At 68.9% G+C, this 24,807-nt stretch carries 24 protein-coding genes; 13 read left to right on the top strand and 11 right to left on the bottom strand.

What is annotated here, in order from left to right; genetic code table 11:
* Positions 1-39 precede the first annotated feature (39 nt).
* From kdpB to WT26_RS15855, 11 genes are all read left to right on the top strand, one after another.
* Positions 40-2,124 carry a potassium-transporting ATPase subunit KdpB gene (gene kdpB, locus WT26_RS15905; RefSeq protein ID WP_059531108.1) on the top strand — a complete coding sequence of 695 codons (2,085 nt, stop codon included), beginning with the start codon at positions 40-42 and terminating at the stop codon, positions 2,122-2,124.
* Between the two features lie 25 nt (positions 2,125-2,149).
* Complete coding sequence (gene kdpC / locus WT26_RS15900; RefSeq protein ID WP_059666933.1) at positions 2,150-2,731, top strand: potassium-transporting ATPase subunit KdpC; 582 nt, start codon at positions 2,150-2,152, stop codon at positions 2,729-2,731.
* 162 nt (positions 2,732-2,893) lie between these two features.
* Entirely contained in the window at positions 2,894-5,737 is a 2,844-nt protein-coding gene (locus tag WT26_RS15895; protein ID WP_059666934.1) for a DUF4118 domain-containing protein, read from the top strand.
* A complete protein-coding gene (kdpE, locus tag WT26_RS15890; RefSeq protein WP_027786844.1) occupies positions 5,730-6,428 on the top strand; it encodes a two-component system response regulator KdpE in 699 nt (232 codons plus the stop codon). Before WT26_RS15895 ends, kdpE begins: the two co-directional genes overlap by 8 nt.
* Positions 6,429-6,557: 129 nt before the next feature.
* Positions 6,558-6,845, top strand: a complete 288-nt coding sequence (locus WT26_RS15885; RefSeq protein WP_069273779.1) for a DUF333 domain-containing protein — start codon at positions 6,558-6,560, stop codon at positions 6,843-6,845.
* 132 nt (positions 6,846-6,977) lie between these two features.
* A complete protein-coding gene (gene sugE, locus WT26_RS15880) occupies positions 6,978-7,298 on the top strand; it encodes a quaternary ammonium compound efflux SMR transporter SugE (RefSeq protein ID WP_059732977.1) in 321 nt (106 codons plus the stop codon).
* Positions 7,299-7,457: 159 nt separating this feature from the next.
* The gene (locus tag WT26_RS15875; RefSeq protein ID WP_059531121.1) at positions 7,458-8,075 is read left to right on the top strand and encodes a DUF4126 domain-containing protein; all 618 of its coding nucleotides are present in this window, start codon (positions 7,458-7,460) and stop codon (positions 8,073-8,075) included.
* Positions 8,072-10,717 (top strand): ABC transporter permease, encoded by a 2,646-nt coding sequence (locus tag WT26_RS15870; RefSeq protein ID WP_420480925.1) that lies wholly within the window; start codon positions 8,072-8,074, stop codon positions 10,715-10,717. Before WT26_RS15875 ends, WT26_RS15870 begins: the two co-directional genes overlap by 4 nt.
* Positions 10,718-10,760: 43 nt before the next feature.
* The gene (locus WT26_RS15865; RefSeq protein ID WP_006398765.1) at positions 10,761-11,171 is read left to right on the top strand and encodes a group II truncated hemoglobin; all 411 of its coding nucleotides are present in this window, start codon (positions 10,761-10,763) and stop codon (positions 11,169-11,171) included.
* A 104-nt stretch (positions 11,172-11,275) separates the two neighbouring features.
* Positions 11,276-12,007 (top strand): alanyl-tRNA editing protein, encoded by a 732-nt coding sequence (locus WT26_RS15860; RefSeq protein WP_069273239.1) that lies wholly within the window; start codon positions 11,276-11,278, stop codon positions 12,005-12,007.
* Positions 12,004-12,630, top strand: coding sequence for a DUF924 family protein (locus WT26_RS15855; RefSeq protein ID WP_069273238.1), 627 nt, complete (start codon positions 12,004-12,006; stop codon positions 12,628-12,630). Before WT26_RS15860 ends, WT26_RS15855 begins: the two co-directional genes overlap by 4 nt.
* A gap of 49 nt (positions 12,631-12,679) precedes the next feature.
* Here WT26_RS15855 and WT26_RS15850 read toward each other — a convergent pair whose 3' ends face one another.
* The 11 genes from WT26_RS15850 to WT26_RS15800 form a co-directional block, all read right to left on the bottom strand.
* Complete coding sequence (locus WT26_RS15850) at positions 12,680-14,557, bottom strand: ArnT family glycosyltransferase (RefSeq protein WP_069273237.1); 1,878 nt, start codon at positions 14,555-14,557, stop codon at positions 12,680-12,682.
* 228 nt (positions 14,558-14,785) lie between these two features.
* Positions 14,786-15,547, bottom strand: a complete 762-nt coding sequence (locus WT26_RS15845) for an SDR family oxidoreductase (RefSeq protein WP_059531135.1) — start codon at positions 15,545-15,547, stop codon at positions 14,786-14,788.
* A gap of 22 nt (positions 15,548-15,569) precedes the next feature.
* Positions 15,570-16,151 carry a TIGR00730 family Rossman fold protein gene (locus WT26_RS15840; protein WP_059531138.1) on the bottom strand — a complete coding sequence of 194 codons (582 nt, stop codon included), beginning with the start codon at positions 16,149-16,151 and terminating at the stop codon, positions 15,570-15,572.
* On the bottom strand, positions 16,148-16,906 hold the full coding sequence (locus WT26_RS15835) for a TetR/AcrR family transcriptional regulator (RefSeq protein ID WP_059531141.1): 759 nt from the start codon (positions 16,904-16,906) through the stop codon (positions 16,148-16,150). Before WT26_RS15835 ends, WT26_RS15840 begins: the two co-directional genes overlap by 4 nt.
* A gap of 206 nt (positions 16,907-17,112) precedes the next feature.
* The gene (locus tag WT26_RS15830; protein WP_059531144.1) at positions 17,113-17,649 is read right to left on the bottom strand and encodes a diacylglycerol kinase; all 537 of its coding nucleotides are present in this window, start codon (positions 17,647-17,649) and stop codon (positions 17,113-17,115) included.
* Positions 17,646-18,680 (bottom strand): glycosyltransferase family 4 protein, encoded by a 1,035-nt coding sequence (locus WT26_RS15825; protein ID WP_059531147.1) that lies wholly within the window; start codon positions 18,678-18,680, stop codon positions 17,646-17,648. The genes WT26_RS15830 and WT26_RS15825 overlap by 4 nt, the downstream gene beginning before the upstream one ends.
* 28 nt (positions 18,681-18,708) lie before the next feature.
* Positions 18,709-19,647 carry a UDP-2,3-diacylglucosamine diphosphatase gene (locus tag WT26_RS15820; RefSeq protein ID WP_069273236.1) on the bottom strand — a complete coding sequence of 313 codons (939 nt, stop codon included), beginning with the start codon at positions 19,645-19,647 and terminating at the stop codon, positions 18,709-18,711.
* 163 nt (positions 19,648-19,810) lie between these two features.
* Entirely contained in the window at positions 19,811-20,311 is a 501-nt protein-coding gene (locus tag WT26_RS15815; RefSeq protein WP_069273235.1) for an RDD family protein, read from the bottom strand.
* A gap of 6 nt (positions 20,312-20,317) precedes the next feature.
* On the bottom strand, positions 20,318-21,070 hold the full coding sequence (locus WT26_RS15810) for a DUF3106 domain-containing protein (protein ID WP_069273234.1): 753 nt from the start codon (positions 21,068-21,070) through the stop codon (positions 20,318-20,320).
* 26 nt (positions 21,071-21,096) lie between these two features.
* A complete protein-coding gene (locus WT26_RS15805) occupies positions 21,097-21,525 on the bottom strand; it encodes a DUF3619 family protein (protein WP_069273233.1) in 429 nt (142 codons plus the stop codon).
* Positions 21,522-22,085, bottom strand: coding sequence for an RNA polymerase sigma factor (locus WT26_RS15800; protein ID WP_021162797.1), 564 nt, complete (start codon positions 22,083-22,085; stop codon positions 21,522-21,524). Before WT26_RS15800 ends, WT26_RS15805 begins: the two co-directional genes overlap by 4 nt.
* Before the next feature lie 355 nt (positions 22,086-22,440).
* On the opposite strand from WT26_RS15800, the gene WT26_RS15795 reads away from it, so the two are divergent.
* Positions 22,441-24,204, top strand: coding sequence for an acetolactate synthase 3 catalytic subunit (locus WT26_RS15795; protein WP_059531160.1), 1,764 nt, complete (start codon positions 22,441-22,443; stop codon positions 24,202-24,204).
* Between the two features lie 111 nt (positions 24,205-24,315).
* Positions 24,316-24,807 carry an acetolactate synthase small subunit gene (gene ilvN / locus WT26_RS15790; protein WP_011352712.1) on the top strand — a complete coding sequence of 164 codons (492 nt, stop codon included), beginning with the start codon at positions 24,316-24,318 and terminating at the stop codon, positions 24,805-24,807.

Raw genomic sequence — 24,807 nt, 5'->3', positions numbered from 1 at the left:
CGACACGTTGAAAAGACTCAAGAGATTGAAGAGATCGCAATGACTCAACATTCCGCAACACGGTCCATGTTCGATCCGGCGCTGCTGCGCCCGGCGATCGTGGACTCGTTCAAGAAACTCACGCCGCGCACGCAGTTCCGCAACCCGGTGATGTTCTGCGTGTACGTCGGCAGCATCCTGACCACGATCCTGTGGATCGCGGCGCTCGCCGGCCAGGCCGAGGCGCCGGCGGGCTTCATCCTCGCGATCGCGCTGTGGCTGTGGTTCACCGTGCTGTTCGCGAACTTCGCCGAAGCGCTCGCCGAAGGGCGCTCGAAGGCGCAGGCCGCGTCGCTGCGCAGCGCGAAGAAGGACGTGATGGCGAAGAAGCTCAACGAGCCGCATCCGAAGTCGCCGATCCGCATCACGACCGCGAGCGACCTGCGCAAGGGCGACGTCGTGCTGGTCGAGGCCGGCGACGTGATCCCGGCCGACGGCGAGGTGGTCGACGGTGTCGCGTCGGTCGACGAATCGGCGATCACCGGCGAATCCGCGCCGGTGATCCGCGAATCGGGCGGCGACTTCTCGTCGGTGACGGGCGGCACGCGCGTGCTGTCCGACTGGATCGTCGTCAAGGTCACCGCGAACCCCGGCGAGGCGTTCCTCGACCGGATGATCGCGATGGTCGAAGGCGCGAAGCGCAAGAAGACGCCGAACGAGATCGCGCTGACGATCCTGCTCGTCGCGCTGACGATCGTGATGCTGCTGGCCACGGCCACGCTGCTGCCGTTCTCGATGTTCTCGGTCGACGCGATGAAGGCCGGCCACGTCGTGACGATCACCGCGCTCGTCGCGCTCCTCGTGTGCCTGATCCCGACGACGATCGGCGGGCTGCTGTCCGCGATCGGCGTGGCCGGGATGAGCCGGATGATGCAGGCGAACGTGATCGCGACGTCGGGCCGCGCGGTGGAAGCGGCCGGCGACGTCGACGTGCTGCTGCTCGACAAGACCGGCACGATCACGCTGGGCAACCGTCAGGCATCGACGTTCGTGCCGGCGCCGGGCGTGACCGAGGAAGCGCTGGCCGATGCCGCGCAGCTGTCGTCGCTGGCCGACGAAACGCCGGAAGGCCGCAGCATCGTGGTACTGGCCAAGGAACGTTTCAACATTCGCCAGCGCGACATGGCGCAACTGCACGCGACGTTCCTCGGCTTCTCGGCGCAGACGCGGATGTCCGGCGTCGACCTCCCCGGCCGCGAGATCCGCAAGGGCGCGGCCGACGCGATCCGCCGCTACGTCGAGACGCACGGCAGCCGCTTTCCGGAAGAAGTGCGCCGCGCGGTCGACGAGGTCGCGCGCCGCGGCAGCACGCCGCTCGTCGTGGCCGACCTGCATGAGGGGGCGGCGCGCGTGCTCGGCGTGATCGAGCTGAAGGACATCGTGAAGGGCGGCATCAAGGAGCGCTTCGCGGAGCTGCGCAAGATGGGCATCAAGACCGTGATGGTGACGGGCGACAACCGGCTGACGGCCGCGGCGATCGCGGCGGAGGCGGGCGTCGACGATTTCCTCGCGGAAGCGACGCCGGAAACCAAGCTCGCGACGATCCGCGAACACCAGGCGGCGGGCCGCCTCGTCGCGATGACGGGCGACGGCACCAACGACGCGCCGGCGCTCGCGCAGGCCGACGTGGCGGTGGCGATGAACACCGGTACGCAGGCCGCGAAGGAAGCGGGCAACATGGTCGACCTCGACTCGAACCCGACGAAGCTGATCGAGATCGTCGAGATCGGCAAGCAGATGCTGATGACGCGCGGCTCGCTGACGACGTTCTCGATCGCGAACGACATCGCGAAGTACTTCGCGATCATCCCGGCCGCGTTCGTGACGACGTACCCGCAACTGCGCGTGCTCGACATCATGCACCTGACGTCGCCGGCCTCCGCGATCCTGTCGGCGGTGATCTTCAACGCGCTGATCATCGTCGCGCTGATCCCGCTCGCGCTGAAGGGTGTCACGTACCGGCCGCTCGGCGCCGCGTCGCTGCTGCGCCGCAACCTGCTGGTGTACGGCCTCGGCGGCGTGCTGCTGCCGTTCCCGTTCATCAAGCTGATCGACATGACGCTCGCTGCACTCGGCTGGGCCTGAACCGGCCGCCATCGAAGGAAACATCATGAAAACGTTGATTCGCCCGCTCGTCGTGCTCTTCGTCGTCCTGACCGCCGTGACGGGCCTCGCTTACCCGGCCGTGATGACCGTGTTCGGCCAGGCCGTGTTCCCGTCGCAGGCGAACGGGAGCCTGATCGAGAAGGACGGCAAGCCGGTCGGCTCCGCGCTGATCGGCCAGCCGTTCGATGCGCCGAAGTACTTCTGGGGCCGGCTGTCGGCCACGGCGCCGATGCCGTACAACGCGACCGGCTCCGGCGGCTCGAACCTCGGCCCGCTGAACCCGTCGCTCGCCGACCAGGTGAAGGGGCGCATCGCGGCGCTGCGCGACGCGGGCACCGACATGTCGAAGCCCGTGCCGGTCGACCTCGTGACGGCGTCGGCGAGCGGCCTCGATCCGGAGATCACGCCGGCCGCCGCCGCGTACCAGGTCGAGCGCGTCGCGAAGGCGCGCAACCTGGCGCCCGACGCGGTCGCGCAGCTCGTCGCCGCGAACACGACGGGCCGCCAGTTCGGCGTGTTCGGCGAGGCGCGCGTGAACGTGCTGAAGCTGAACCTCGCGCTCGATGCGGCGCAGGCCGCGCACTGAGCGCACGTCCGGGCTTCCGGCGACAACCGGCGTCCGGCGCGGTCAGCCCCGCGCCGGACGCGCCTTTTCCCGACGGCGCTTGCGCCGTCTTTGCCTTTTGCGGCGATTTGGAACAACAATGCTCGTACTCGCGCGCATCCGGGCGCTCCGCCTTTCTGACGCATGAATCGTCCCGATCCAGACCAACTCCTCGACAAGCTGCAGCGTGACGAAGAAAAGCAGCGGCGCGGCCAGCTCAAGATCTTCTTCGGCGCATCGGCCGGCGTCGGCAAGACCTACGCGATGCTGCAGGCCGCGCGCCAGCGCCTGCAGGAAGGCGTCGACGTCGTCGTCGGCATCGTCGAGACCCACGGGCGCAGCGAAACCGCGGCACTGCTCGACGGTCTCGACGTGCTGCCGCTCGCGCGCATCGACTATCGCGGCCGCACGCTCGCCGAATTCGATCTCGACGGCGCACTCGCGCGCCAGCCGCAACTGATCCTCGTCGACGAACTCGCGCATTCGAACGTGCAGGGCGCGCGGCACCTGAAGCGCTGGCAGGATGTGTACGAACTGCTCGACGCGGGCATCGACGTCTATACGACCGTCAACGTCCAGCACCTCGAAAGCCTGAACGACGTGGTCGGCGCGATCACCGGCATCCGCGTGTGGGAGACGGTGCCCGACCGCGTATTCGACGCGGCCGACGAAGTCACGCTCGTCGACCTGCCGGCCGAGGAACTGCTCGAGCGGATGCGCGACGGCAAGGTCTATCTCGCGCAGCAGGCCGAGCGCGCGGTGCGCAACTTCTTCCGCAAGGGCAACCTGATCGCGCTGCGCGAACTGGCGCTGCGGCGCACGGCCGATCGCGTCGACGCGCAGATGCGCGAATACCGCGCCGACCGCTCGATCCAGCGCATCTGGCAGGCGCGCGAACGGCTGCTCGTATGCGTCGGGCCGGGCCCCGAGGCGCCGACGCTCGTGCGCGCGGCCGCGCGGCTTGCCGCGAGCCTGAAGGCCGACTGGATCGCCGTCTATGTGGAGACGCCGCGACTGCAGCGGCTGCCCGATGCGCGGCGGCAGCGTACGCTCGACGCGCTGAAGCTCGCCGCCGAACTCGGCGCGGAGACGGCCACGCTCGCCGGCGCCGACGCGGTCGCCGCGCTGATCGGCTATGCAAAGGTGCGCAACGTGTCGAAGGTCGTCGCGGGCGGCTCGCCGAAGGTCGGGCTCGTGCGCCGCTTCGTGCGGCCGTTCGGCGAGCAGCTCGCCGAACGCGCGGGCGACGTCGACCTGATGCTGATCCGTGCGTCCGCGAGCGACGAGGCGCGCGCCGCGCCGCTCGACGCGCGTGCGCGCGACTGGCGCGACGCGTTCGCGCAGTTCGGCACGCATCGCTCGCCGCCGCGGCACTACGCGTATGCGGCCGCGATCTGCGCGGCGATCACGGTCGTCGCGAGCCTCGTGTCCGAGCGGCTCGACCTGACGAACCTCGTGATGCTGTACCTGCTCGGCGTCGTGTTCTCGGCCGTGCGGCTCGGGCGCGGCCCGGGCGTACTGCAGTCGTTCCTGTCGGTGGCCGCGTTCGATTACTTCTTCGTGCCGCCGCGCATGTCGTTCTCGGTCAGTGACACGCAATACCTGCTGACCTTCTTCGGGATGCTGCTGACGTCGCTCGTGATCAGCCACCTGACGTCGACGCTGACGCGCCAGGCGAGCGTCGCGCAGCGCCGCGAGCGCCGCACCGGCGCGATCTACGCGATGGCGCGCGAGCTGGGCGCGGCGCTGACGACCGAGCAGATCGTCGAGATCGGCAGCCGCCACGTGGGCGAGGTGTTTCGCGCGCGCGTCGCGTTCCTGCTGCCCGACAGCGCGGACAAGGTGCGGCAGAAGATCGAGGAGCCCGACGCGGCCGTGACGCTGACGGGCGCGGACCTCGACAGCGACGTCGGCCAGTGGGTGTACGACCAGCAGAAGCCGGCCGGTCGCGGCACGGATACCTTGCCCGCGACGGTCGCGCTGTACCTGCCGCTGAAGGCGCCGATGCGCACGCGCGGCGTGCTCGCGGTCGCGTCGCGCGAACCGCGCGAACTCGAGGTGCCCGAGCAGCAGCGGATGCTCGACGCCTTCGCCGCGCAGATCGCACTCGCGCTCGAACGCGTGCACTACGTCGAGATCGCGCGCGACGCGCTCGTCAACATGGAATCCGAGCGGCTGCGCAACTCGCTGCTGTCGGCGATCTCGCACGACCTGCGTACGCCGCTCACGACGATCGTCGGTTTCTCGTCGATGCTCGCGAACGGACGCGCGGCCGCACAGGGCGGCGACACCGCGGCGGCCGAGCGCTTCGCGCAGCGCGAGGGCGAACTCGTCGATGCGATTCACGACGAGGCGCTGCGGATGACGGGCATCGTCACGAACCTGCTCGACATGGCGCGGCTGCAGGCCGGCAGCCTGCAGCTCAAGCGCCAGTGGTCGCTGCTCGAGGAAACCGTCGGCGCGGCGCTTGCCGCATGCAAGCGCGTGCTTTCGCGCCATCCCGCGCGCGTCGTGCTGCCGGCCGACCTGCCGCTCCTGCAGATGGACGCGGTGCTGATGGAGCGCCTGTTTACCAACCTGTTCGAGAACGCGGCGAAGTACACGCCGCCCGATACGCCGCTCGAGATCGGCGCCGAGCGTGTATCCGAAGACGGGCTGCCGTTCGTGCGCGTGCATGTCGACGATTACGGCCCGGGCCTGCCGGCCGGCATGGAAACGCGGATCTTCGACAAGTTCACGCGCGGCGAGAAGGAGTCGGCGACGCCGGGCATCGGGCTCGGCCTCGCGATCTGCCGCGCGATCGTCGAGGCGCACGGCGGTAAAATCGGCGCGCTCAACCGCACCGCGCCCGACGGCCACGTGACGGGCGCGCGCTTCTGGTTCACGCTGCCGGTCGAGACGCCGCCGGCCGCCCCTGCCGTATCCGACGACGAACCCGATGTGCCGGGTGCGTCGTCCCCATCCGAGTCATTGCCAGACCATGAGTGAACCCAGCCTGACCGTCGTCCTGATCGAGGACGAAAAGCAGATCCGCCGTTTCGTGCGTGCCGCGCTCGAGGAGGAGGACATCGCGGTGTTCGAGGCCGAGACGGGCAAGCAGGGGCTGATCGACGCGGCGACGCGCAAGCCCGATCTCGTGATCGTCGACCTCGGCCTGCCCGATACCGACGGCCTCGACGTGATCCGCGAACTGCGCGGCTGGTCCGAGGTGCCGGTGATCGTGCTGTCCGCGCGCACGCAGGAAGAGGAGAAGGTCGCGGCGCTCGACGCGGGCGCCGACGATTACCTGACCAAGCCGTTCGGCGTGTCGGAACTGCGCGCGCGGATCCGCGCGCAACTGCGCCGGCGCAACCAGGGCGGCGCGAACGAGTCGCCGAAGGTGAGCTTCGGCACCGTGACGGTCGATCTCGCGCTGCGCCAGGTGTGGCGCGACGGCGAGATCGTGCACCTGACGCCGCTCGAGTACCGGTTGCTCGCCACGCTCGTGCGCCACGCGGGGCGCGTGCTCACGCACCGGCAGCTGCTGCGCGACGTATGGGGGCCGTCGCATGTCGAAAGCCACCACTACCTGCGCATCTACATGGCGCACCTGCGCCAGAAGCTCGAGCGCGACCCGGCGCAGCCCGAGTACATCGTCACCGAGACGGGCGTCGGATACCGGCTTGTCGGCGCGGCCTGAGCGCCGCGCCCGGGGAGCCGCCCGCCCGGGCGTCGGCGTGCCATCCGCCTGAACCGGCCCCGAAGTCGCACACCGGCAGCCGATTCCCCGCTATGCTGGCCGTTGCGCAAACCGAACGAGGAGCATGCGATGACCGTCCGTCTGGCTTTCTCCTGTGTGCTGGCCCTCGCCGCGTCCGGCGCAGGCGCGCAACCGCTGCCGCCCGGGCAGCCGGCGTCGCCCGCGCCGAAGGCCGCGCTGGCCAATCCGGCGTCGGTGAACTGCGTGAAGCTCGGCGGGCGCCATGCGATCCGCAACACGCCGGGCGGCGACGTCGGCATGTGCGTGTTCAAGGACGGCCGCGTGTGCGAGGAGTGGGCGCTGTACCGCGACGACCGCTGCGTCGGCGGCGCCACGCCGAAGCGCGTATCGAAGTGAGCGCGCCGCGCGCCGCGGCGATGCCGCGCCGTCGCATCCGCCGGCCGCTTGCTATACTCGGCGCCGCCCGGGGACGACCCCGGGACATTCGCTTCAACGGGGACGGCCCCATCCGATACGGAGTACGTCGAGATGGCGTGGGTATGGTTGTTGATCGCCGGTTTGCTGGAAGTGGCCTGGGCGGCCGGCCTGAAATCGTCGGACGGCTTCACGAGGCTCGGTCCGTCGGTGTTTACGATCGTGACGGCGCTGGCCAGCTTCGGGCTGCTCGCGGTCGCGATGCGGCAGTTGCCGCTCGGTACTGCGTATGCGGTGTGGACGGGCATCGGCGCGGTCGGTGCGTTCGTGTTCGGGATCGTGATGATGGGCGAGGCGCTGACCGTCGCGCGCGTCGCGAGTGCCGCGCTGATCGTCGCGGGGCTGATCGGCCTCAAGCTGTCGTCGGCTGCCTGAGGTTTTTCCTCATGGGGATTTGCGCCGGACGCGCGGCGAGCCTGTCTATAATGGAACGCATTCGGGCCTGAATGCCGTTGCGTCGCGCGCCACGCGCCGCGCGGCCGGCCATATCCAGAATCGATCGGCGACGCGCACGTCACGCGCAAGGAGAGGGCCATGATCGAAGCCATTTCGCTCGGCGCGGGGCTCGCGTGGGCGAGCGGCCTGCGCCTGTACCTGACGGTGCTGATCGCCGGCCTGCTGGCGCGGTTCGGCTGGCTGCACCTGCCCGATACGCTGGCCGTCCTGATGTCGCCGTGGGTCATCGGCGCCGCGGCCGTGCTCGCCGTCACCGAATTCCTTGCCGACAAGATTCCCGCGTTCGACTCGCTGTGGGATGCCGTGCACACCTTCATCCGCATCCCGGCCGGCGCCGTGCTCGCGGCCGGTGCGCTCGGCCATGCCGATCCGACCGTGCTCGCGGTCGCGGGGCTCGCCGGCGGTTCGCTCGCCGGTGCCGCGCACGTGGCGAAGGCCGGCACGCGCGCGCTGATCAACCTGTCTCCCGAACCGATTTCGAACTGGGTCGCCTCGTCGACCGAGGACGGCCTCGTGGTCGGCGGGCTCGTGCTCGCGTTCTTCGTCCCGCTCGCCTTCCTGGTGCTGCTCGCCGCCTTCATCGCGGCTTCCGCGTGGGCGCTCCCGCGCCTGTGGCGCGGTGTCTCGGGCGGCTTTCGCGGCATGGCGAACCACATGGTGTCGCGGCTGAACTCGATCGGGGGGAAGCGCGATTGACCGGGCGGCGATCCGTGGGGCGGCCAACCGTGGGGCGGCCATCCGTGGGGCGGCCATCCGGTCGGCGTGATGATGCGGCCGGCGCGGCGCATGCCGGCCGCTTCGGCCTGCGTGACCTGATCCGCCAGGCCGCCCGCATGACCGCGCGCGACTGGCGCGCGGGCGAGCTGACGCTGCTGGTCCTTGCACTGGTACTCGCGGTCGCGGCGCTGACGAGCGTCGGCTTCCTCGCCGACCGCCTGCGCCAGGGGCTCGAGCGCGATGCGCGCCAGATGCTCGGCGCCGATTTCGTCGTGCGGGCCGACCGCCCCGTCGATCCGTCGTTCGACCGGCAGGCCCGCGCGCTCGGCCTGCGTACCGCGACGACCGCGATCTTCCCGAGCATGATCGGCTCGACCGTCGGCGAGGCGACCGGCGACGCGCCGCCCGCACGGCTCGCGGCCGTGAAGGCCGTGTCGCCCGGATATCCGTTGCGCGGCGCGGTCGAGATCCTGCCGGCCGGGGGCGCGCCCGCGCGCAAGGCGGACGGGATTCCCGCGCCGGGCACCGTGTGGGCCGATCCGGCGCTGCTCGATGCGCTGCACCTGAAGGCGGGCGATACGGTGCGCGTCGGGTTGCGCACGTTCAAGGTCGCCGCATCGATCTCCCGCGAACTCGATCGCGGGTTTTCGTTCGTCAATTTTTCGCCACGGCTGATGATGCGCGCGGACGAACTCGCCGCGACGGGGCTCACGGGCTACGGCAGCCGGGTCACCTATCGCCTGCTGGTGGCGGGCGACGCCGATGCGGTCGCGCGCTTCGAAGCGTATGCGCACGCACGCGTCGACGGCGGGAAGTTGCGCGGTGCCGGTCTCGAGTCGCTGCAGGAAGGCCAGCCGCAGGTGCGGCAGACGCTGGATCGCGCGCGCCACTTCCTGACGCTCGTCGCGCTGCTCACCGCGCTGCTCGCGGCGGTCGCGATCGCGATGGCCGCGCAGCGCTACATGCGGCGCCACCTCGACGGCTGCGCGACGATGCGCTGCCTCGGCGTGAGCCGCCGCACGCTCGGCGCGTTGTTCACGCTCGAATTCGCCGGCGTCGGGATCGTATCCGGTGCCGCGGGCGCGGTGCTCGGCTACGGCGGCCACTGGGCATTGCTCGCGGCGCTCGGCGGACTGATCGACGTGGTGCTGCCGCCGCCCACGCTGTGGCCGGCGCTGATCGGCGTGGGCGCCGCGCTCGTGCTGCTGCTCGGCTTCGCGCTGCCGCCGCTCGTGCCGCTCACGCGCGTGCCGCCGGTGCGCGTGCTGCGGCGCGAGTGGGGCGACGCGTCGCGCACCGCGTGGGCCGCGTATGCGATCGGCGTCGTGCTGTTCGCGGGGCTGCTGATCGTGGCCGCCGGCAACCTGAAGCTCGGGCTGATCGTCGCGGGCGGTTTCGCCGGCGCGCTGGTCGGTTTCGCGCTGATCGCGCGGCTCGTGCTGTTCGCCGCCGCGCGGGCGGTGCGCAATGCGCGCGTGGCCGCAGGCGTCGGCTGGCGTTACGCGCTCGCGTCGCTGCACCGGCGCGGCACGGCCGGCGCGCTGCAGATCACCGCGCTCGCGCTCGGCCTGATGTGCCTGCTGTTGATCGCGATCACGCGCAACGACCTCGTCGCGGGCTGGCGGCAGTCGACGCCGCCCGATGCGCCGAACCAGTTCCTGATCGACATCCAGCCCGACCAGCGTGCCGACGTCGCGGCCTATCTGACCGCGCACGGTGTGCGCGACGCGGTGCCCGCGCCGATGGTGCGCGGCCGCCTGGTCGCGATCAACGGCAAGCCGGTGAATCCGGATGCCTACCCGTCCGACGAGGCGCGCCGGCTCGTCGACCGCGAGTTCAACCTGTCTTATACGACCGAGCTGCCGTCCGACAACCGGATCGTCGAAGGCGACTGGTTCGGCACCGCGGCCACGCCGCAGATCTCGATCGAGGCCGGCCTCGCGAAGACGCTGAACGTGAAGCCGGGCGACGTGCTGCGCTTCGACGTGACGGGGCTGACGGTCGACGCGCCGATCACGAGCGTGCGCAAACTCGACTGGGGCTCGTTCCGCGTCAATTTCTTCGTGCTGATGCCGCCGCCGGTGCTGAAGGATTTCCCGGCCGTGTACCTGACGAGCTTCCATTTGCCGGCATCGGACGCCGCGCTGCTCGATCCGCTGATCGCGCGCTACCCGAACCTGACCGCGATCGACGTCGCGCCGATCCTCGCGCAGTTGCAGCGGATGATGCTGCAGGTGGTCGGTGCGGTGCAGTTCCTGTTCGCGTTCACGCTCGCGGCCGGTGTGCTCGTGCTCTACACGGCGCTGGCCGGTACGCGCGACGAGCGGGTACGCGAGGCTGCGCTGCTGCGCGCGCTCGGCGCGTCGCGGGCGCAGGTCAATGCGGTGCAGCGCGCGGAATTCGTCGTGGTCGGCGCGCTGGCCGGCGCGCTGGCGTCGGCGGGCGCGATCGCGGTCGGCTGGGTGCTCGCGTCGCGCGTGTTCGACTTCCAGCTCGCCGTCGATCCGTGGCTCGTGCCGGCCGGCATCGCGGCCGGCGTCGCGTGCGCCGGTGCGGCCGGCTGGCTGAGCCTGCATAATGTGCTGCGGCGCCCCGCGCTGCAGTCGCTGCGCGACGCATGAGCGTCGCCGGCGGCCCCGAAGATCCCGTTTTCCGACTATCCGTATGACCGATGTGAATGACGATGCGCCGTCGCAGCCGACGGCGTTCGAACTCGTGGGCGGTGAAGCCCGCGTGCGCGAAATGGTGGACCGCTTTTACGACCTGATGGACCTGGAGCCCGAGTTCGCGCAGATTCGCGCGCTGCACCCGGCGTCGCTCGACGGTTCGCGCGACAAGCTGTTCTGGTTCCTGTGCGGGTGGCTCGGCGGCCCCGACCACTACATCAGCCGGTTCGGCCATCCGCGGCTGCGTGCGCGGCATCTTCCGTTCCCGATCGCGTCGGTCGAGCGCGATCAGTGGCTGCGCTGCATGGCGTGGGCGATGGAGGACGTCGGATTGCCCGAACCGCTGCGCGAGCGGCTCATGCATTCGTTTTACGATACGGCCGACTGGATGCGCAACCGGCCCGGTTGACCGACCGGTACGCCGTCGCCCGGTTGCCGTCCGGAGTGCGTCTGGGCGGCGGCCGCGCCGCGCGCCGACAATGATCGTTCCCCATTCATGACGAGACCTGCCAGATGACGACACAAGCGCTGTTTCGCGAAGACGCGTACCTGACGCAATGCGATGCGGTCGTTCTGGCCGTCGGTGAAGATGGCATCCGGCTCGACCGCACCGTGTTCTATCCGCTCGGCGGCGGCCAGGCCGGCGACGCCGGCACGCTGACGCTGCCTGACGGCCGCGCGATCGCGATCGCCGATACGCGCAAGGCGAAGTTCGACGGCGCGACGCCCGACGATGCCGTGCACGTGCCTGCACCGGGGCAGGAGGCGCATGTCGCGGCGCTCGTGCCCGGCACGCGCGTGGTCGCCGAAATCGACTGGCTGCGCCGCTATCGCCACATGCGCCTGCATACGGCCGCGCACCTGATGTGCGCGGTGCTGCCGTACGCGGTCGACGGCTGCAGCGTGACGGCCGACTATGTCCGCCTCGATTTCGCGACATCCGACGCGATCGACCGCGACGATGTCGAGCGGCGCCTCGCCGGCCTGGTGGCCGGCGCGCACCCGGTCACGACCGAGTGGATCACCGACGACGAGATGGCCGGGCGGCCGGACCTCGTGCGCACGATGAGCGTGAAGCCGCCGATGGGCCTCGGCCGGGTGCGGCTGCTGCGCATCGAGCATGTCGACCTGCAGCCGTGCGGCGGCACGCATGTGCGCAACACGGCCGAAATCGGCGAGCTGCGAATCGCGAAACTGGAAAAGAAGAGCGCGCGCACCCGGCGCCTTGTCCTGGAGTTTGCATGACGGTGAATGACACGAACAACACGCACGGCGACGAGGCGGCGCTCGATCCGCGCGCCCGCGACGTGCTGGATTTCTGGTTCGGCCCGCCCGGCTCGGCGGAATTCGGCCACCCGCGCAAGGTCTGGTTCAACGGCGGGGCGGCGCTCGATGCAGCGCTGCGCGAGCGCTACGGCGCGTTGCTCGAGGCGGCGTGCGACGGCGGATGCGATCACTGGGCCGGCTCGCCGCCGGGTGCGCTTGCGTTGATCGTCGTGCTCGACCAGTTCTCGCGCAACATCCATCGCGGTACGCCGCGCGCGTTTGCCGCCGACCCGAAGGCGCTCGCGGTCGCACGCAGGCTGGTCGCCGCGGGGTGGGATGCCGGCCTGCCGAGCGGACATCACCGCGCGTTTGCGTATCTGCCGTTCGAGCACGACGAGTCGGTCGAGAGCCAGCGCGAGGCCGTGCGCCTGTGCGAGGGGATCAGGGAGGAGGCGGGGTGCGCCGGGTATCACGATTTCGCGCTGGCGCATGCGAACGTGATCGCGCGCTTCGGCCGCTTTCCGCACCGGAACGCGATTCTCGGTCGCGAGTCGACCGCGGAGGAGGCCGCGTTCCTGCGCGAGCCGGGGTCGTCGTTCTGAGTGGTGGGCGGCGGCGCGGGTTGAAGGCGCGACGCGCCTTCAACCACCGTCACTGCAGGTGCTGCTCGGGCGTGCGCACGTACACGCGCAGCAGTTCGTCGTTGTCGCCCGGGCGCGCGCCCGACCAGAACAATTTCCATTCGCTGCCCGGCGCCGGATCGACGGACCGCACGCCCTGGACGATCATCCAGGTGCAGCGCGTCGTTTTCGCGTCGTCGATCGGCGTGTGCTGGATGCCGGAGAAGTAGTACAGCATCGGCGCTTCCGATTCGCCGAGCCCGTGCAGGCTCGCCATGCAGTCGCCGTCGTTCCATTCGAGCGCGAGATGCGCGTTCAGGTCGTCGAACACCGAGCGGTAGCTCTTCGCGACGTCGAGCCACGGCAGAAGCAGCGTGTAGATGAGCCCCCATGCGACGAGTGCGCCGGCGCCCCACGACAGTGCGCCGCGCCAGAGGCCCGTCGCGCGCAGCTTCGGCAGCAGCGTGAGCCAGCCGACGGTCAGCACGAGCGCGCCGGTCACGAGCGCGGGTTCGATCGGCATCGTCCAGTCGAGCGGCAGCCAGCGGCCGAGCGGCGCCAGGTCCGCGCGCGATGCGGCCGGATCGGCCATCACCGCCCAGATTGCCCAGGCGAGCGCCACGACCGTGCCGAACAGGATGCGGCTCAGGTAATCCCACGCGAGATGCAGCCGGCGCGGCAGGCGTTCGACGGCCTGCGCGGCGACCAGCGCGAGCGGCGCGAAGAACGGCAGGATGTAGAGCTGGCGCGACGTCGCGGATACCACCAGCACCGTCAGCCCGACGCCGGTGAACAAGACGGGCAGCGCGACGCGCGGCGTCCGCCAGTCGCGCCACACGCCGCGCGCGAGCGCGACGATCGCGAGCGGCGCGACCGGGAAGCCGACGAGCAGGAACGCGCGGAGGATGAAGAACGGCTTGTCGTTTTCCGCGCCCAGTTCGGGGACGGAGAAGCCGAAGAAGCGGCCGACGTTGTTGTCCCAGAACCACGTCATGAACAGCGTCTCGGAGCGCATGAACAGCGCGATCGGCCAGATGAGCGCGAACGGCGCGAACACGAGCGCGGCGATGCCGAGCGCGCGTGCGAACGAGCGGGTGCGGCAGGCCGGATAGAGCACCAGCGCGCCGACGAGCGTGGCCGCGAACACGAGCGGCACGAACAGACCCTTCGCCATCAGGGCAATGCCGACGCCCGCGCCGAAGATCGGTGCGGCCCAGCGGTTTCCCGACTCGACCGGCAGGCCGAGCTGCGCGTGCCGTGCGCGCGCGACGTGCTGCATCACGAGTTCGAGCAGCCCGCTGAAGCCGATTGCCGTGCCGGCGAACAGCGCGACGTCGGTCATCATGTCGTGCACGTGCTTGATGACGACGAGGCTGCTAGCGCACAGCGCGACGGGCCCGATCACCTTCAGGTCGAACCAGGTGTCCGCGCGGCTGGCGATGCGCGCCGAGCGCGCGATGAAGCCGAACGCGAGCGCGGCGAACAGCGCGCTCGCGAGTCGCGCCGCGTCGTGCAGCGGCATCACGCGTTGCAGCAGCCATGCGAGGCTGGTCGCGACCCACGCGTAAAGCGGCGGCTTTTCCATGAACGGCAGGCCGGCATTGGTCGGCACGACGAAGTCGCCCGTCTCGAGCATGTGCTGGATGATGCCGAACGTGTAGGTTTCGTCCTGTTTCCAGGGATCGTGACCGAGTACGCCCGGCAGCACGTACGCGCAGAATACGGCGGCGACGAACAGCCATGCGCGCCAGCCGACCCGTGCGACGCGGCTGCGCGCGGGCGCTGTCGCGGCGGACGCGCTTGCGTCCTGGACGGGCCCGGCGAGGCCGGTTTCGGCGGATGCGCGGACGTGCTGAGCCGGGGCGGGCACAGACGTGCGTCGCCGGCTGGGCGCTGCGGAACCCTGCATGGAAAGATCTCTGGTCGAGCCGCCCGGCGGCATGCGCCCGGGGCAATAGGAGCCGCGCGCCGGCGGCGACGGACAGGCGGCGACGCCGGCTGTCGAAGTGCCTGCTAGTAGACCACGAAACTGTTACGGATGTTTACACAATCTGTTGCGGAATTGTGGAGATTTGTCGCGATGTAAGGCGGGGCAAGGGGAAGGGGCGGGGTGCGACATTCAGTCGCAGCGGCAGGGCTATCGGCCGCCGCCGACGTCGAGCAGCGCACCCGTCGTGTAGGACGCCGCGTCGCCAAGCAGCCAGACGATCGCTTCGGCGATCTCCTGCGCTTCGCCCGCGCGGCCGAGCGGCGTCGTTGCGCCGAGGCGGGCCGCACGGCCCGGCTGGCCGCCGCTCGCGTGAATTTCGGTCTCGATCAGGCCGGGGCGTACCGCGTTGACGCGCACGCCGTGCGGGCCGAGTTCCTTTGCAAGACCGATCGTCAGCGAATCGACCGCGCCCTTCGAGCCCGCGTAGTCGACGTATTCGTTCGGCGAGCCGAGCCGGGAGGCGATCGACGATACGTTGACGATCGCGCCGCCGCGACCGCCACGGTCGGTGGACAGCCGGCGCGCCGCTTCGCGCGCACACAGGTACGCGCCGAGCACGTTGGTGTCGAACATCCGCCGCAGCCGGTCGGTCGGCATGTCGGCGAGCGGCATCGACGGCGCGACGATGCCCGCGTTGTTGACGAGGGCGTCGAAGCGGCCGAATGCGGCCGTGACGGTGTCGAACATCGCGACGACGTCGGCTTCGTTCGCGACGTCGCCCGCGACGACGCATGCACGGCCGCCCGCGTCGCGGACGGCCTGCGCGGTGAGTTCGGCCGCCGCCGCGTCGCGCGCGTAGTTGACGCCGACGTCCCAGCCGCGCGCAGCCGCGAGCACGGCGGTCGCGCGACCGATGCCACGGCTCGCGCCGGTGATGAGGACGGCCTTGCGGTCGGACGGTGCGGTCATCGCGTGCGGGTTCCGGTGACGGTTACTTGGCCGCGTCGGGCGCCCACTTGTCGCGGGCGGGCGGCTGGTAGCGACGCAGTCGCTCGATCAGCTCGACGGGTTCGGATTCGATGCACAGGGCGTCGAAATAGGCCGGACGCATGAAGCCTTCGTCGACCGTATGGCGCAGCAGCGCGATCAACGGATCGTAGAACGAATCGATGTTGTAGATCGCGACGGGCTTGCGGTGATAGCCGAGCTGCGCCCACGTGTAGACCTCGAAGAGCTCTTCGAGCGTGCCGGCGCCGCCGGGCATCGCGACGAACGCGTCCGAGAGGTCGGCCATCATCTTCTTGCGGTGGTGCATGTCGGGTACGACGTGCAGTTCCGACAGCCCCGTATGACCGACTTCCTTGTCGACGAGCAATTCGGGGATCACGCCGACCGCACGGCCGCCGGCCGCCATCACTTCGTCGGCGATCACGCCCATCAGGCCGACGCGGCCGCCGCCGTAGACGAGCGTGAGGCCCGCGTCGACGAGCGCGCGGCCGAATGCGCGCGCGGCGTCGGCATAGACGGGCCGCACGCCGGGCGACGAGCCGCAGTAAACACAGACCGCCTTCATTGCTTGGCATCCTTGGCGGGGGCCTGCCCGGTGGAGACGGGGCTGCCGGCCGGGCGCGGCGAGCCGTCGCGCGGCGGCAGGTAGTCGGTGAACTGGCGCTTCGGCAGCTTGCCGGAGACCAGGTCGTCGAACAGCTGGCGCGAACGGCCGCGCAGGTACGGTGCCATCACGGAGATCACGTGCATGCTGACCTGGTGCAGTTCCTCGCGGATCGCGTCCTGGTCGTTGTACTTGCGAGGATGCATCACGTACTGATACGACAGCCAGTACGTCGAAATGACGGCCATGTTGGTGGCGATGACCTCGATCTCGGCGGGTGTGGCGACCATCTCGGCGTCGGATACGAGCAGCTCGCACATCTCGCGAGCGAAGCGCACCTTGTGGCTGATGATCTGCTTGAAGTGCGTCTCGAGCGTGCGATTGCGCGCGAGCAGGTCGTTGAGGTCGCGATACAGGAACCGGTAGGTCCACATGAAATCGGCCATGTACTGCAGGTACGACCAGGTTTCGTCGATCGTCGGACGGTGATCTTCGGGAAAGCGCAGCCGCCGTTCGATCTGCTGCTCGAACTGCGCGAAGATGCTGTTGATGATGTCGTCCTTGTTGCGGAAATGGTAGTACAGGTTGCCTGGACTGATTTCCATTTCCTCGGCGATCGTCGTGGTCGTGACGTTCGGCTCGCCGATCTCGTTGAAGAGTTTCAACGACAACTCGAGAATCCGTTCGCGGGTGCGGCGGGGAGGTTTCGCTTCCATGTCGTCCGGCCCTGTGTGTGCCGGACTGGCGGGCGCTGCAATCGATGCTGCGTGATTCGTCCGGCGCGGGTTGCTGTTCTATGTCTAGCGGACGATTATAAACCGGGGTTTCGCCACATCGGGCGCATTTCGTGTGCGCGGCCCCCTACGGCGCATGGTGCAGCGCCGCACGGGGGCGGTGCGCGGCGCGTGCGCCCGGTGCTTGTCTAGAAGCCCAGCCAGTGTGCGACGACCGGGCCGAGCACGAAGCCCCACGTCGTCACGCACGCGAACAGCGCGACCGTCACGGCTGCGCTGCCGAGGTCCTTCGCACGCTTGGAGAGTTCGTGGCGTTCGAGCGAGATGCGGTCGATCGCGGCCTCGACGCTCGAGTTCAGCAGCTCGACGATTAGCACCAGCAGCACCGACGCGATCAGCAGCGCGCGCGACGCGGCCGGCACCGGCGCAAACGCGCCGATCGGGAGCATCAGCGCGGCGAGCGTGAGTTCCTGGCGAAACGCGCTCTCCTCGCGGATCGCGACGCGAAAGCCGTTCAGCGAATGCTTGAGCGCGTACCAGGCGCGCGTGATGCCGCGGTGGCGCTTGTACGGGTTCGGCGGCAGCGGCGTCAGCCGATCGTCGGGGCCGAGCGGCTCGTGCGCGTGCACGTCCGCATCGGCATGCGGCTCTTCCTCGTCGAACGGACGGTGCCGTTGCGGCGTGGTGTCGGGGGGCGGGGTCTGGTCGTTCAGGTCTCGTTTCAAACGGCGGCACCTTCTGCTGGCGAGTACGCGGTCTTCGGCAGCGGCTTCAGATGCGACGCGAACTGCTCGGACGCCGCGCGCCACGAAAAGCGTTCGGCCCATGCGCGCGCAGTCGTGCGTTCGATCTTCAGCGCCTCGAGGCAGGCCTCCTGCAGGTCCTCGTGCATCGCACCGGCGTCGCCTTCGCCGAGCACGTCGATCGGGCCCGTCACGGGATAGGCGGCAACCGGCGTGCCGCAGGCGAGCGCCTCGAGCAGCACGAGGCCGAACGTGTCGGTGCGACTCGGGAACACGAACACGTCGGCCGCAGCATACACCTTCGCGAGCTCGGCCTGTGACAGCACGCCGAGATAGTTTGCCTCCGGATAGCGCGACTTCAGCTCCGCGAGCGCGGGACCTTCGCCCGCGACCCATTTCGAGCCGGGCAGGTCGAGGCGCAGGAACGCCTCGACGTTCTTCTCGATCGCGACGCGGCCGACGTACAGGAAGATCGGCCGCGCGGTATTGAGCACCTTCGATTCCATCGGCCGGAACACGTCGAGGTCGACGCCGCGGGTCCACAGCACGACGTTCGTGAAGCCGAATTTCTCGAGATCCTGCTTGACGACCGGCGTCGGCGCCATCACCGCGAGCGACGGGCCGTGGAACCAGTGCAGGAAGCGGTAGGTCGCCGCGAGCGGGATGCCGAAGCGCGCCTGCACGTATTCCGGAAAGCGCGTGTGATACGCGGTCGTGTACGGCAGCTTGCGCGAGCGTGCGTAGCGCCGCGCGGCGAGGCCGAGCGGGCCTTCGGTCGCGATGTGCAGCGCGTCGGGGGCGAACGCATCGATCCGTGCGCGCAGCTTGCGGTACGGCAGGATCGACAGGCGGATCTCGGGGTAGGTCGGGCAGGGCACCGTGCGGAATTCCAGCGGCGTCAGCAGTTCGACGCGGTGGCCGAGCGCGGTGAGTTCGCGCGACGTGCTCTTCAGCGTGCGCACGACGCCGTTGACCTGCGGTTCCCACGCGTCGGTGACGATCATGATCTTCATCGCGGCAATGTCCTGTAGTGCGGTTGTGTCAGGCAGTGGCCTTGGCCTTGCGCGACGTGGTTTCCGACGGCGCGGTGCGCATCACCGTCCAGTAGACGATCTTCAGTTCGCCTTCCATCGTTTCGACGAGTGCGGACAGGCTCTCGACCCAGTCGCCGTCGTTGCAGTACAGCACGCCGTCGATGTCGCGGATCTCCGCCTTGTGGATGTGCCCGCACACGACGCCGTCGCAGCCGCGGCGGCGCGCCTCGTCGGTCATCACGGTCTCGAACTGCGAGATGAAGTTGACTGCGTTCTTGACCTGGTGCTTCAGGTATTGCGACAGCGACCAGTACTGGAAGCCGAGCCGGCTGCGGATCCGGTTGAACCAGCGGTTCAGCACGAGGATCAGCGTGTAGAGCGTGTCGCCGAGGTACGCGAGCCATTTCGCGTGCTGGATCACGCCGTCGAACAGGTCGCCGTGCACGATCCACAAACGTTTGCCTGCGAGCGTCGTGTGGAACGCCTCGCCGCGCACCTGGATGTCGCCGAACGCGAGGTCGCAGAACTGCCGCGCGCCTTCGTCGTGGTTGCCCGGGATGTAGACGACCTGGGTGCCCTTGCGTGCCTTGCGCAGGATCTTCTGCACGACGTCGTTGTGTGCCTGCGGCCAGTACCAGCCCTTTTTCAGTTGCCAGCCGTCGATGATGTCGCCGACGAGGTACAGGTACTCCGAATCGTTGTGACGCAGGAAATCGAGCAGGTACGGCGCCTGGCAGCCGCTCGAACCGAGGTGGATGTCGGACAGCCAGATGGTGCGGTAGCGATGCGCGGACGGCTCGTGATCGTCGCGCTGCGTGGCGGACGCGTCGGGCAGTTCATGTGCCGAGAGGGCGTCGGCCGCGGCCGAGCCGGACAGGAAGGCGGTGGCGGCGCGGGCGCCGAGAGGGTGACGGAACAGGGAGGTCGCAGACGTTTTCTGGCCCATGCATGACTCGCGCCGGTTGACATTACCGGCATTCCGCCATGCGGGCGTGACTGTGCCGTGACAGTCACGAGACGTTCTTATTACGGCGCGCATGCGCCGTTCAGGGGTGAATTTTCGAGCGCCGCGCGAAGGCGGCGGGCGGCCGGTCCGGGGGCGGCGACGGTCAGCGCGGCATGGCGACGACGCGCGTGCGTGCGATCCGGTCGTGCGGAAACTGGCGGCCGGCATGCAGCCGGGCCGCGCCGGCCCACACGACGATCCACGCGGCGGCGAGCGCGAGCGTGACGGGTACCGACAGGCCGAGAAGCGGATGCAGCGCGAGCGGCGGCAGGAACCACAGCCAGCCGAGCGCATAGCGGACGAGCGCATGGCCGGCGCTCAGCGGCCGGCCGCTCGACGACTCGAGCCGCAGCCGCCACGTCTTCATCGGCAGCGTCTGGCCGCCGTGGGTCCAGAACCACACGAAGTACGCGCCGACCACGAGCGCGATCCAGGCGGCGAGCAGGTTGTGATGGACGAGGCCGTTGCGCTGCTGCGTCGCGAGGCTGAACGCGAGCCCGGCGAAGAACACCACGCCGAACAGCAGCACGCCTTCGTAGAGCAGCGCGGCGAGACGCCGCCGCACGGACGGCGGGGTGGCTGGAGACGGGCTCGTGCGCGGCACGGCCGCTCAGGAGCCCTTGAACAGCGAGGGGGCGTCGGCGGGCGACACCGGCGCCGGCGCGGCCGTCGTCGGGGCTGCGCCGGCGGTGGCCGAGGCGACTACCGGCGGGGCGGCGGCGCTGCTCGGCGCGGGCGGCGCCGGCAGCACGACGCTCGCGCCGCTCGCCGGATGCTCGTGCGCGTTCACGAGGCGGCGGACGTCACGGTCGGCGACGGTCGGCGGCGCGCTGACGACGCTCGGCCGGCGGCGGCGCTCGGCGGCCGCGAGCCGTTCCTTCTGCTCCTCGGGGAGTTGCTGGTACGCCTTCCAGGCCCGCTCGCGCGCCTGCGCGGACAGCTCCTTCGCACTCTGGTAGTTTTCGCGCGCGACGCGGCGCTGCTCGGGCGTCATCCGCGCCCATTCGGTCATCCGGTCCTGCAGGCGCTTCTGGTCATCGGGCGTCAACTTCGCGAAACGCGACGCGATCTTCAGCCATTTTCGCTTGCGCGCGTCGCTGAAGCCGTCCCACTGGTCGGCGAACGGCGCGAGTGCCGCGTGTTGCGCCGGCGTGAGGCGCGCCCAGGACAGCGGACCGGCGGCAGCGGGCAGCGGGGCGAGGTCGGCGGTCAGCGCGATGGCGGCCGACGCGAGCGCAGGCGCGTTGGTCGCGACGGCGACCGCCTCGGGTTGCGGGTGGAATCGTGGGTACGTGGCGACGTAGGAAACGGCGATCGCGATTACGCATCCGAAAAATACGGCCAGGCCGCGCTTCTGACTCACCCGTGCGATCCCCTCGTTATTGTCTGTTAGTGCGCACGCGACAGATACGCGTTGAACCCGTGATCGAGATACGCGTTGAGCGGCAGGTCGTCGCTGAGCATCGCCGCGTCGATGTCGGCGAGTTCGGCGGTGCGCTGCATGTCTTCCCAGTAGGCGATGCCGACGAGCCCCGCGAGCAGCAGTGCCAGCGGCCACGCGCGCAGCAGGCGGCGCGCGAGCGACACCGGCTGGCGCGCAGGCGTGACCACCGGGCCGTAGGCGCCGGCCGCGCCTGCGAACGCGGGGACGAACACCGGCGCCGCCACGGGCTCGGGCTTCTTGCGGGCGAGCGCAGCCCGGCGGGCGGCGGCCAGGCGGTCGGTGGTCGCGGCAGGCAGGTCGGCCGCGCGCTCGTCCAGCGCGCGGCGCACCTTCAGCGCGAATTCGTGTTCTCGATTTGCGGGAGCGGAGCTCATAGCGTGATTCCTTTGGCCTTGAGCGCTTGCGCCAGGGTGTGGGTGGCTCGCGAGCAGTGCGTCTTGACGCTGCCCTCGGAGCACCCCATTGCGGCGGCAGTCTCGGCGACATCCATATCTTCCCAATAACGCATCAGGAACGCTTCCCGTTGACGCGCCGGAAGTTTCTGGATTTCTTCGTCGATCAGGGCCAGAACCTGCTCTCGTTCGAGGCGGTGCTCGCTGCTTTCGACGCCCGCGTTGTCGTCCGCGGATTCGAGGGTTTCGAGCGGGTCGAAGTCGTCGTCGTCGGTGTTGTTCAGCGACGAGAAGAGCGTGACCCACGTGTTGCGGACTTTCTGCCGGCGGAACCAGTCGTGGATCGCGTTCTGCAGGATCCGCTGAAAAAGCAGCGGCAGTTCGGCCGCCGGCCGGTCGCCGTATTTCTCCGCAAGCTTGATCATCGCGTCCTGCACGATGTCGAGCGACGCATCGTCGTCACGCACGGCGTACGCAGCCTGCTTGAACGCGCGCCTTTCGACGCCCGCCAGAAAGTCGGCGAGTTCCTTGTCTGATGCCATTCCGTGAAGGTATGCGCTGCGGGCCGCTGCGTGGTGTAAAAGGTCGAAAAATTTCGTAAAACCCGCGGATGCTATCAAATTTTCGTGCCGCTTGGCACCGGGGCGGGCGAAGCACGTTGCGCGCGAGCAGCGGCGGCGGGCTGCCGGGCGGCGCCCATGATGCGCTGCGGGATATTTTGCTTGACGACCCATTCGCGACCCGCTATCGTCAATGATTCGCAACATGAAGTGATGGTCTCATTTGAGGCTGGCCCAAGAAGCCTGCCCTTCAAACTGGACGCGCCGCTTGAACCCGAGCCACAAGCCCGGCAGAGAGCACCCGATCAATTTTTTGCCGAAAATTCGAAAGGTCAAAATGAACATGCCCAGCGCGGAATTCTCCACGTCGGAACCCCTTTCCCCTCCCGATAGCGACTCCATCGGCGGCACCGTGCTCATGAAGGCACTGGCCGATGAAAACGTCGAATTCATCTGGGGCTACCCCGGCGGCTCGGTACTCTACATCTACGACGAGCTTTACAAGCAGGACAAGATTCAGCACGTGCTGGTGCGCCACGAACAGGCGGCCGTGCACGCAGCCGATGCGTATGCGCGTTCCACCGGCAATGTCGGCGTCTGCCTCGTGACGTCGGGCCCCGGTGTCACCAACGCGGTGACCGGCATCGCAACGGCGTACATGGATTCGATCCCGATGGTCGTGATCAGCGGCCAGGTGCCCACGGCCGCGATCGGCCAGGATGCGTTCCAGGAGTGCGACACCGTCGGCATCACGCGTCCGTGCGTGAAGCACAACTTCCTCGTGAAGGACGTGCGCGACCTCGCGGAAACCGTCAAGAAGGCGTTCTACATCGCCCGCACCGGCCGTCCGGGTCCCGTGCTGATCGACATCCCGAAGGACATCTCGAAGACGCCGTGCCAGTACGAGCCCGTCAAGAACGTGTCGCTGCGTTCGTACAACCCGGTCACGAAGGGCCATTCGGGCCAGATCCGCAAGGCCGTGTCGCTGCTGCTGACGGCGAAGCGTCCGTACATCTACACGGGCGGCGGCATCATCCTCGCCGACGCGTCGCGCGAACTGAACCAGTTCGCGGACCTGCTCGGCTACCCGGTCACGAACACGCTGATGGGCCTCGGCGGCTATCGCGCGTCGGACAGGAAATTCCTCGGCATGCTCGGCATGCACGGCACCTACGAAGCGAACATGGCGATGCAGCACTGCGACGTGCTGATCGCGATCGGCGCCCGCTTCGACGACCGCGTGATCGGCGATCCGGCGCACTTCGCGTCGCGTCCGCGCAAGATCATCCACATCGACATCGACCCGTCGTCGATCTCGAAGCGCGTGAAGGTCGACATCCCGATCGTCGGTGACGTGAAGGAAGTGCTGAAGGAGCTGATCGAGCAGCTGCAGACGGCCGAGCATGGCCCCGACACCGAGGCCCTCGCGCAATGGTGGAAGGACATCGAGGGCTGGCGCTCGAAGGACTGCCTGAAGTACGACCGCGAAAGCGAGATCATCAAGCCGCAGTACGTGGTGGAGAAGGCGTGGGAGCTGACGGACGGCAATGCGTTCGTGTGCTCGGACGTCGGCCAGCACCAGATGTGGGCGGCGCAGTTCTACCGTTTCAACAAGCCGCGTCGCTGGATCAACTCCGGCGGCCTCGGCACGATGGGCTTCGGCCTGCCGGCAGCGATGGGCGTCAAGATGGCGCACCCGGACGACGACGTGCTGTGCATCACGGGCGAAGGCTCGATCCAGATGTGCATCCAGGAACTGTCGACCTGCCTGCAGTACGACACGCCCGTGAAGATCATTTCGCTGAACAACCGCTATCTCGGCATGGTTCGCCAGTGGCAGCAGATCGAATACAGCAAGCGCTATTCGCATTCGTACATGGATGCGCTGCCTGACTTCGTGAAGCTCGCCGAAGCGTACGGCCATGTCGGCATGCGGATCGAAAAGACCTCGGATGTGGAGCCGGCGCTGAAGGAAGCGCTGCGCCTGAAGGACCGCACCGTGTTTCTCGACTTCCAGACCGATCCGACCGAAAACGTCTGGCCGATGGTACAGGCCGGCAAGGGCATCACCGAGATGCTGCTCGGATCGGAAGACCTGTAACGGCGCGACGCGTGCCTGGGCCGAAGCGGCCGCCTTCACGAAGGGCGGTGCGGCACGCGGCGGCGCGCGGCGCGAGTGAATTGACACGGACACATTCTGGAAGAAGCGAACATGAGACACATCATTTCCGTCCTGCTGGAGAACGAACCGGGCGCGCTGTCGCGCGTGGTCGGCCTGTTCTCCGCACGCGGCTACAACATCGAAACCTTGACGGTGGCGCCGACCGAAGACCAATCGCTGTCGCGGCTCACCATCGTTTCCATTGGCTCCGACGACGTGATCGAACAGATCACGAAGCATCTGAACCGCCTGATCGAGGTGGTGAAAGTGGTGGACCTGACCGACGGTGCACACATCGAACGCGAGCTGATGCTGATCAAGGTACGTGCAGTGGGCAAGGAGCGCGAAGAAATGAAGCGGATGGCGGACATTTTCCGCGGCCGCATCATCGACGTGACCGAAAAGACCTACACGATCGAATTGACGGGCGCGAGCGACAAGCTCGACGCATTCATCCAGGGGCTGGACGCGGGCGCGATCCTGGAGACCGTGCGCACCGGCAGCTCCGGCATCGGACGCGGCGAGCGCATCCTGAAGGTGTGA

The sequence above is a fragment of the Burkholderia cepacia genome (assembly GCF_001718835.1).
Lineage (GTDB): Bacteria > Pseudomonadota > Gammaproteobacteria > Burkholderiales > Burkholderiaceae > Burkholderia > Burkholderia cepacia_F.
This window is presented reverse-complemented; position numbering and strand designations above follow the sequence as displayed.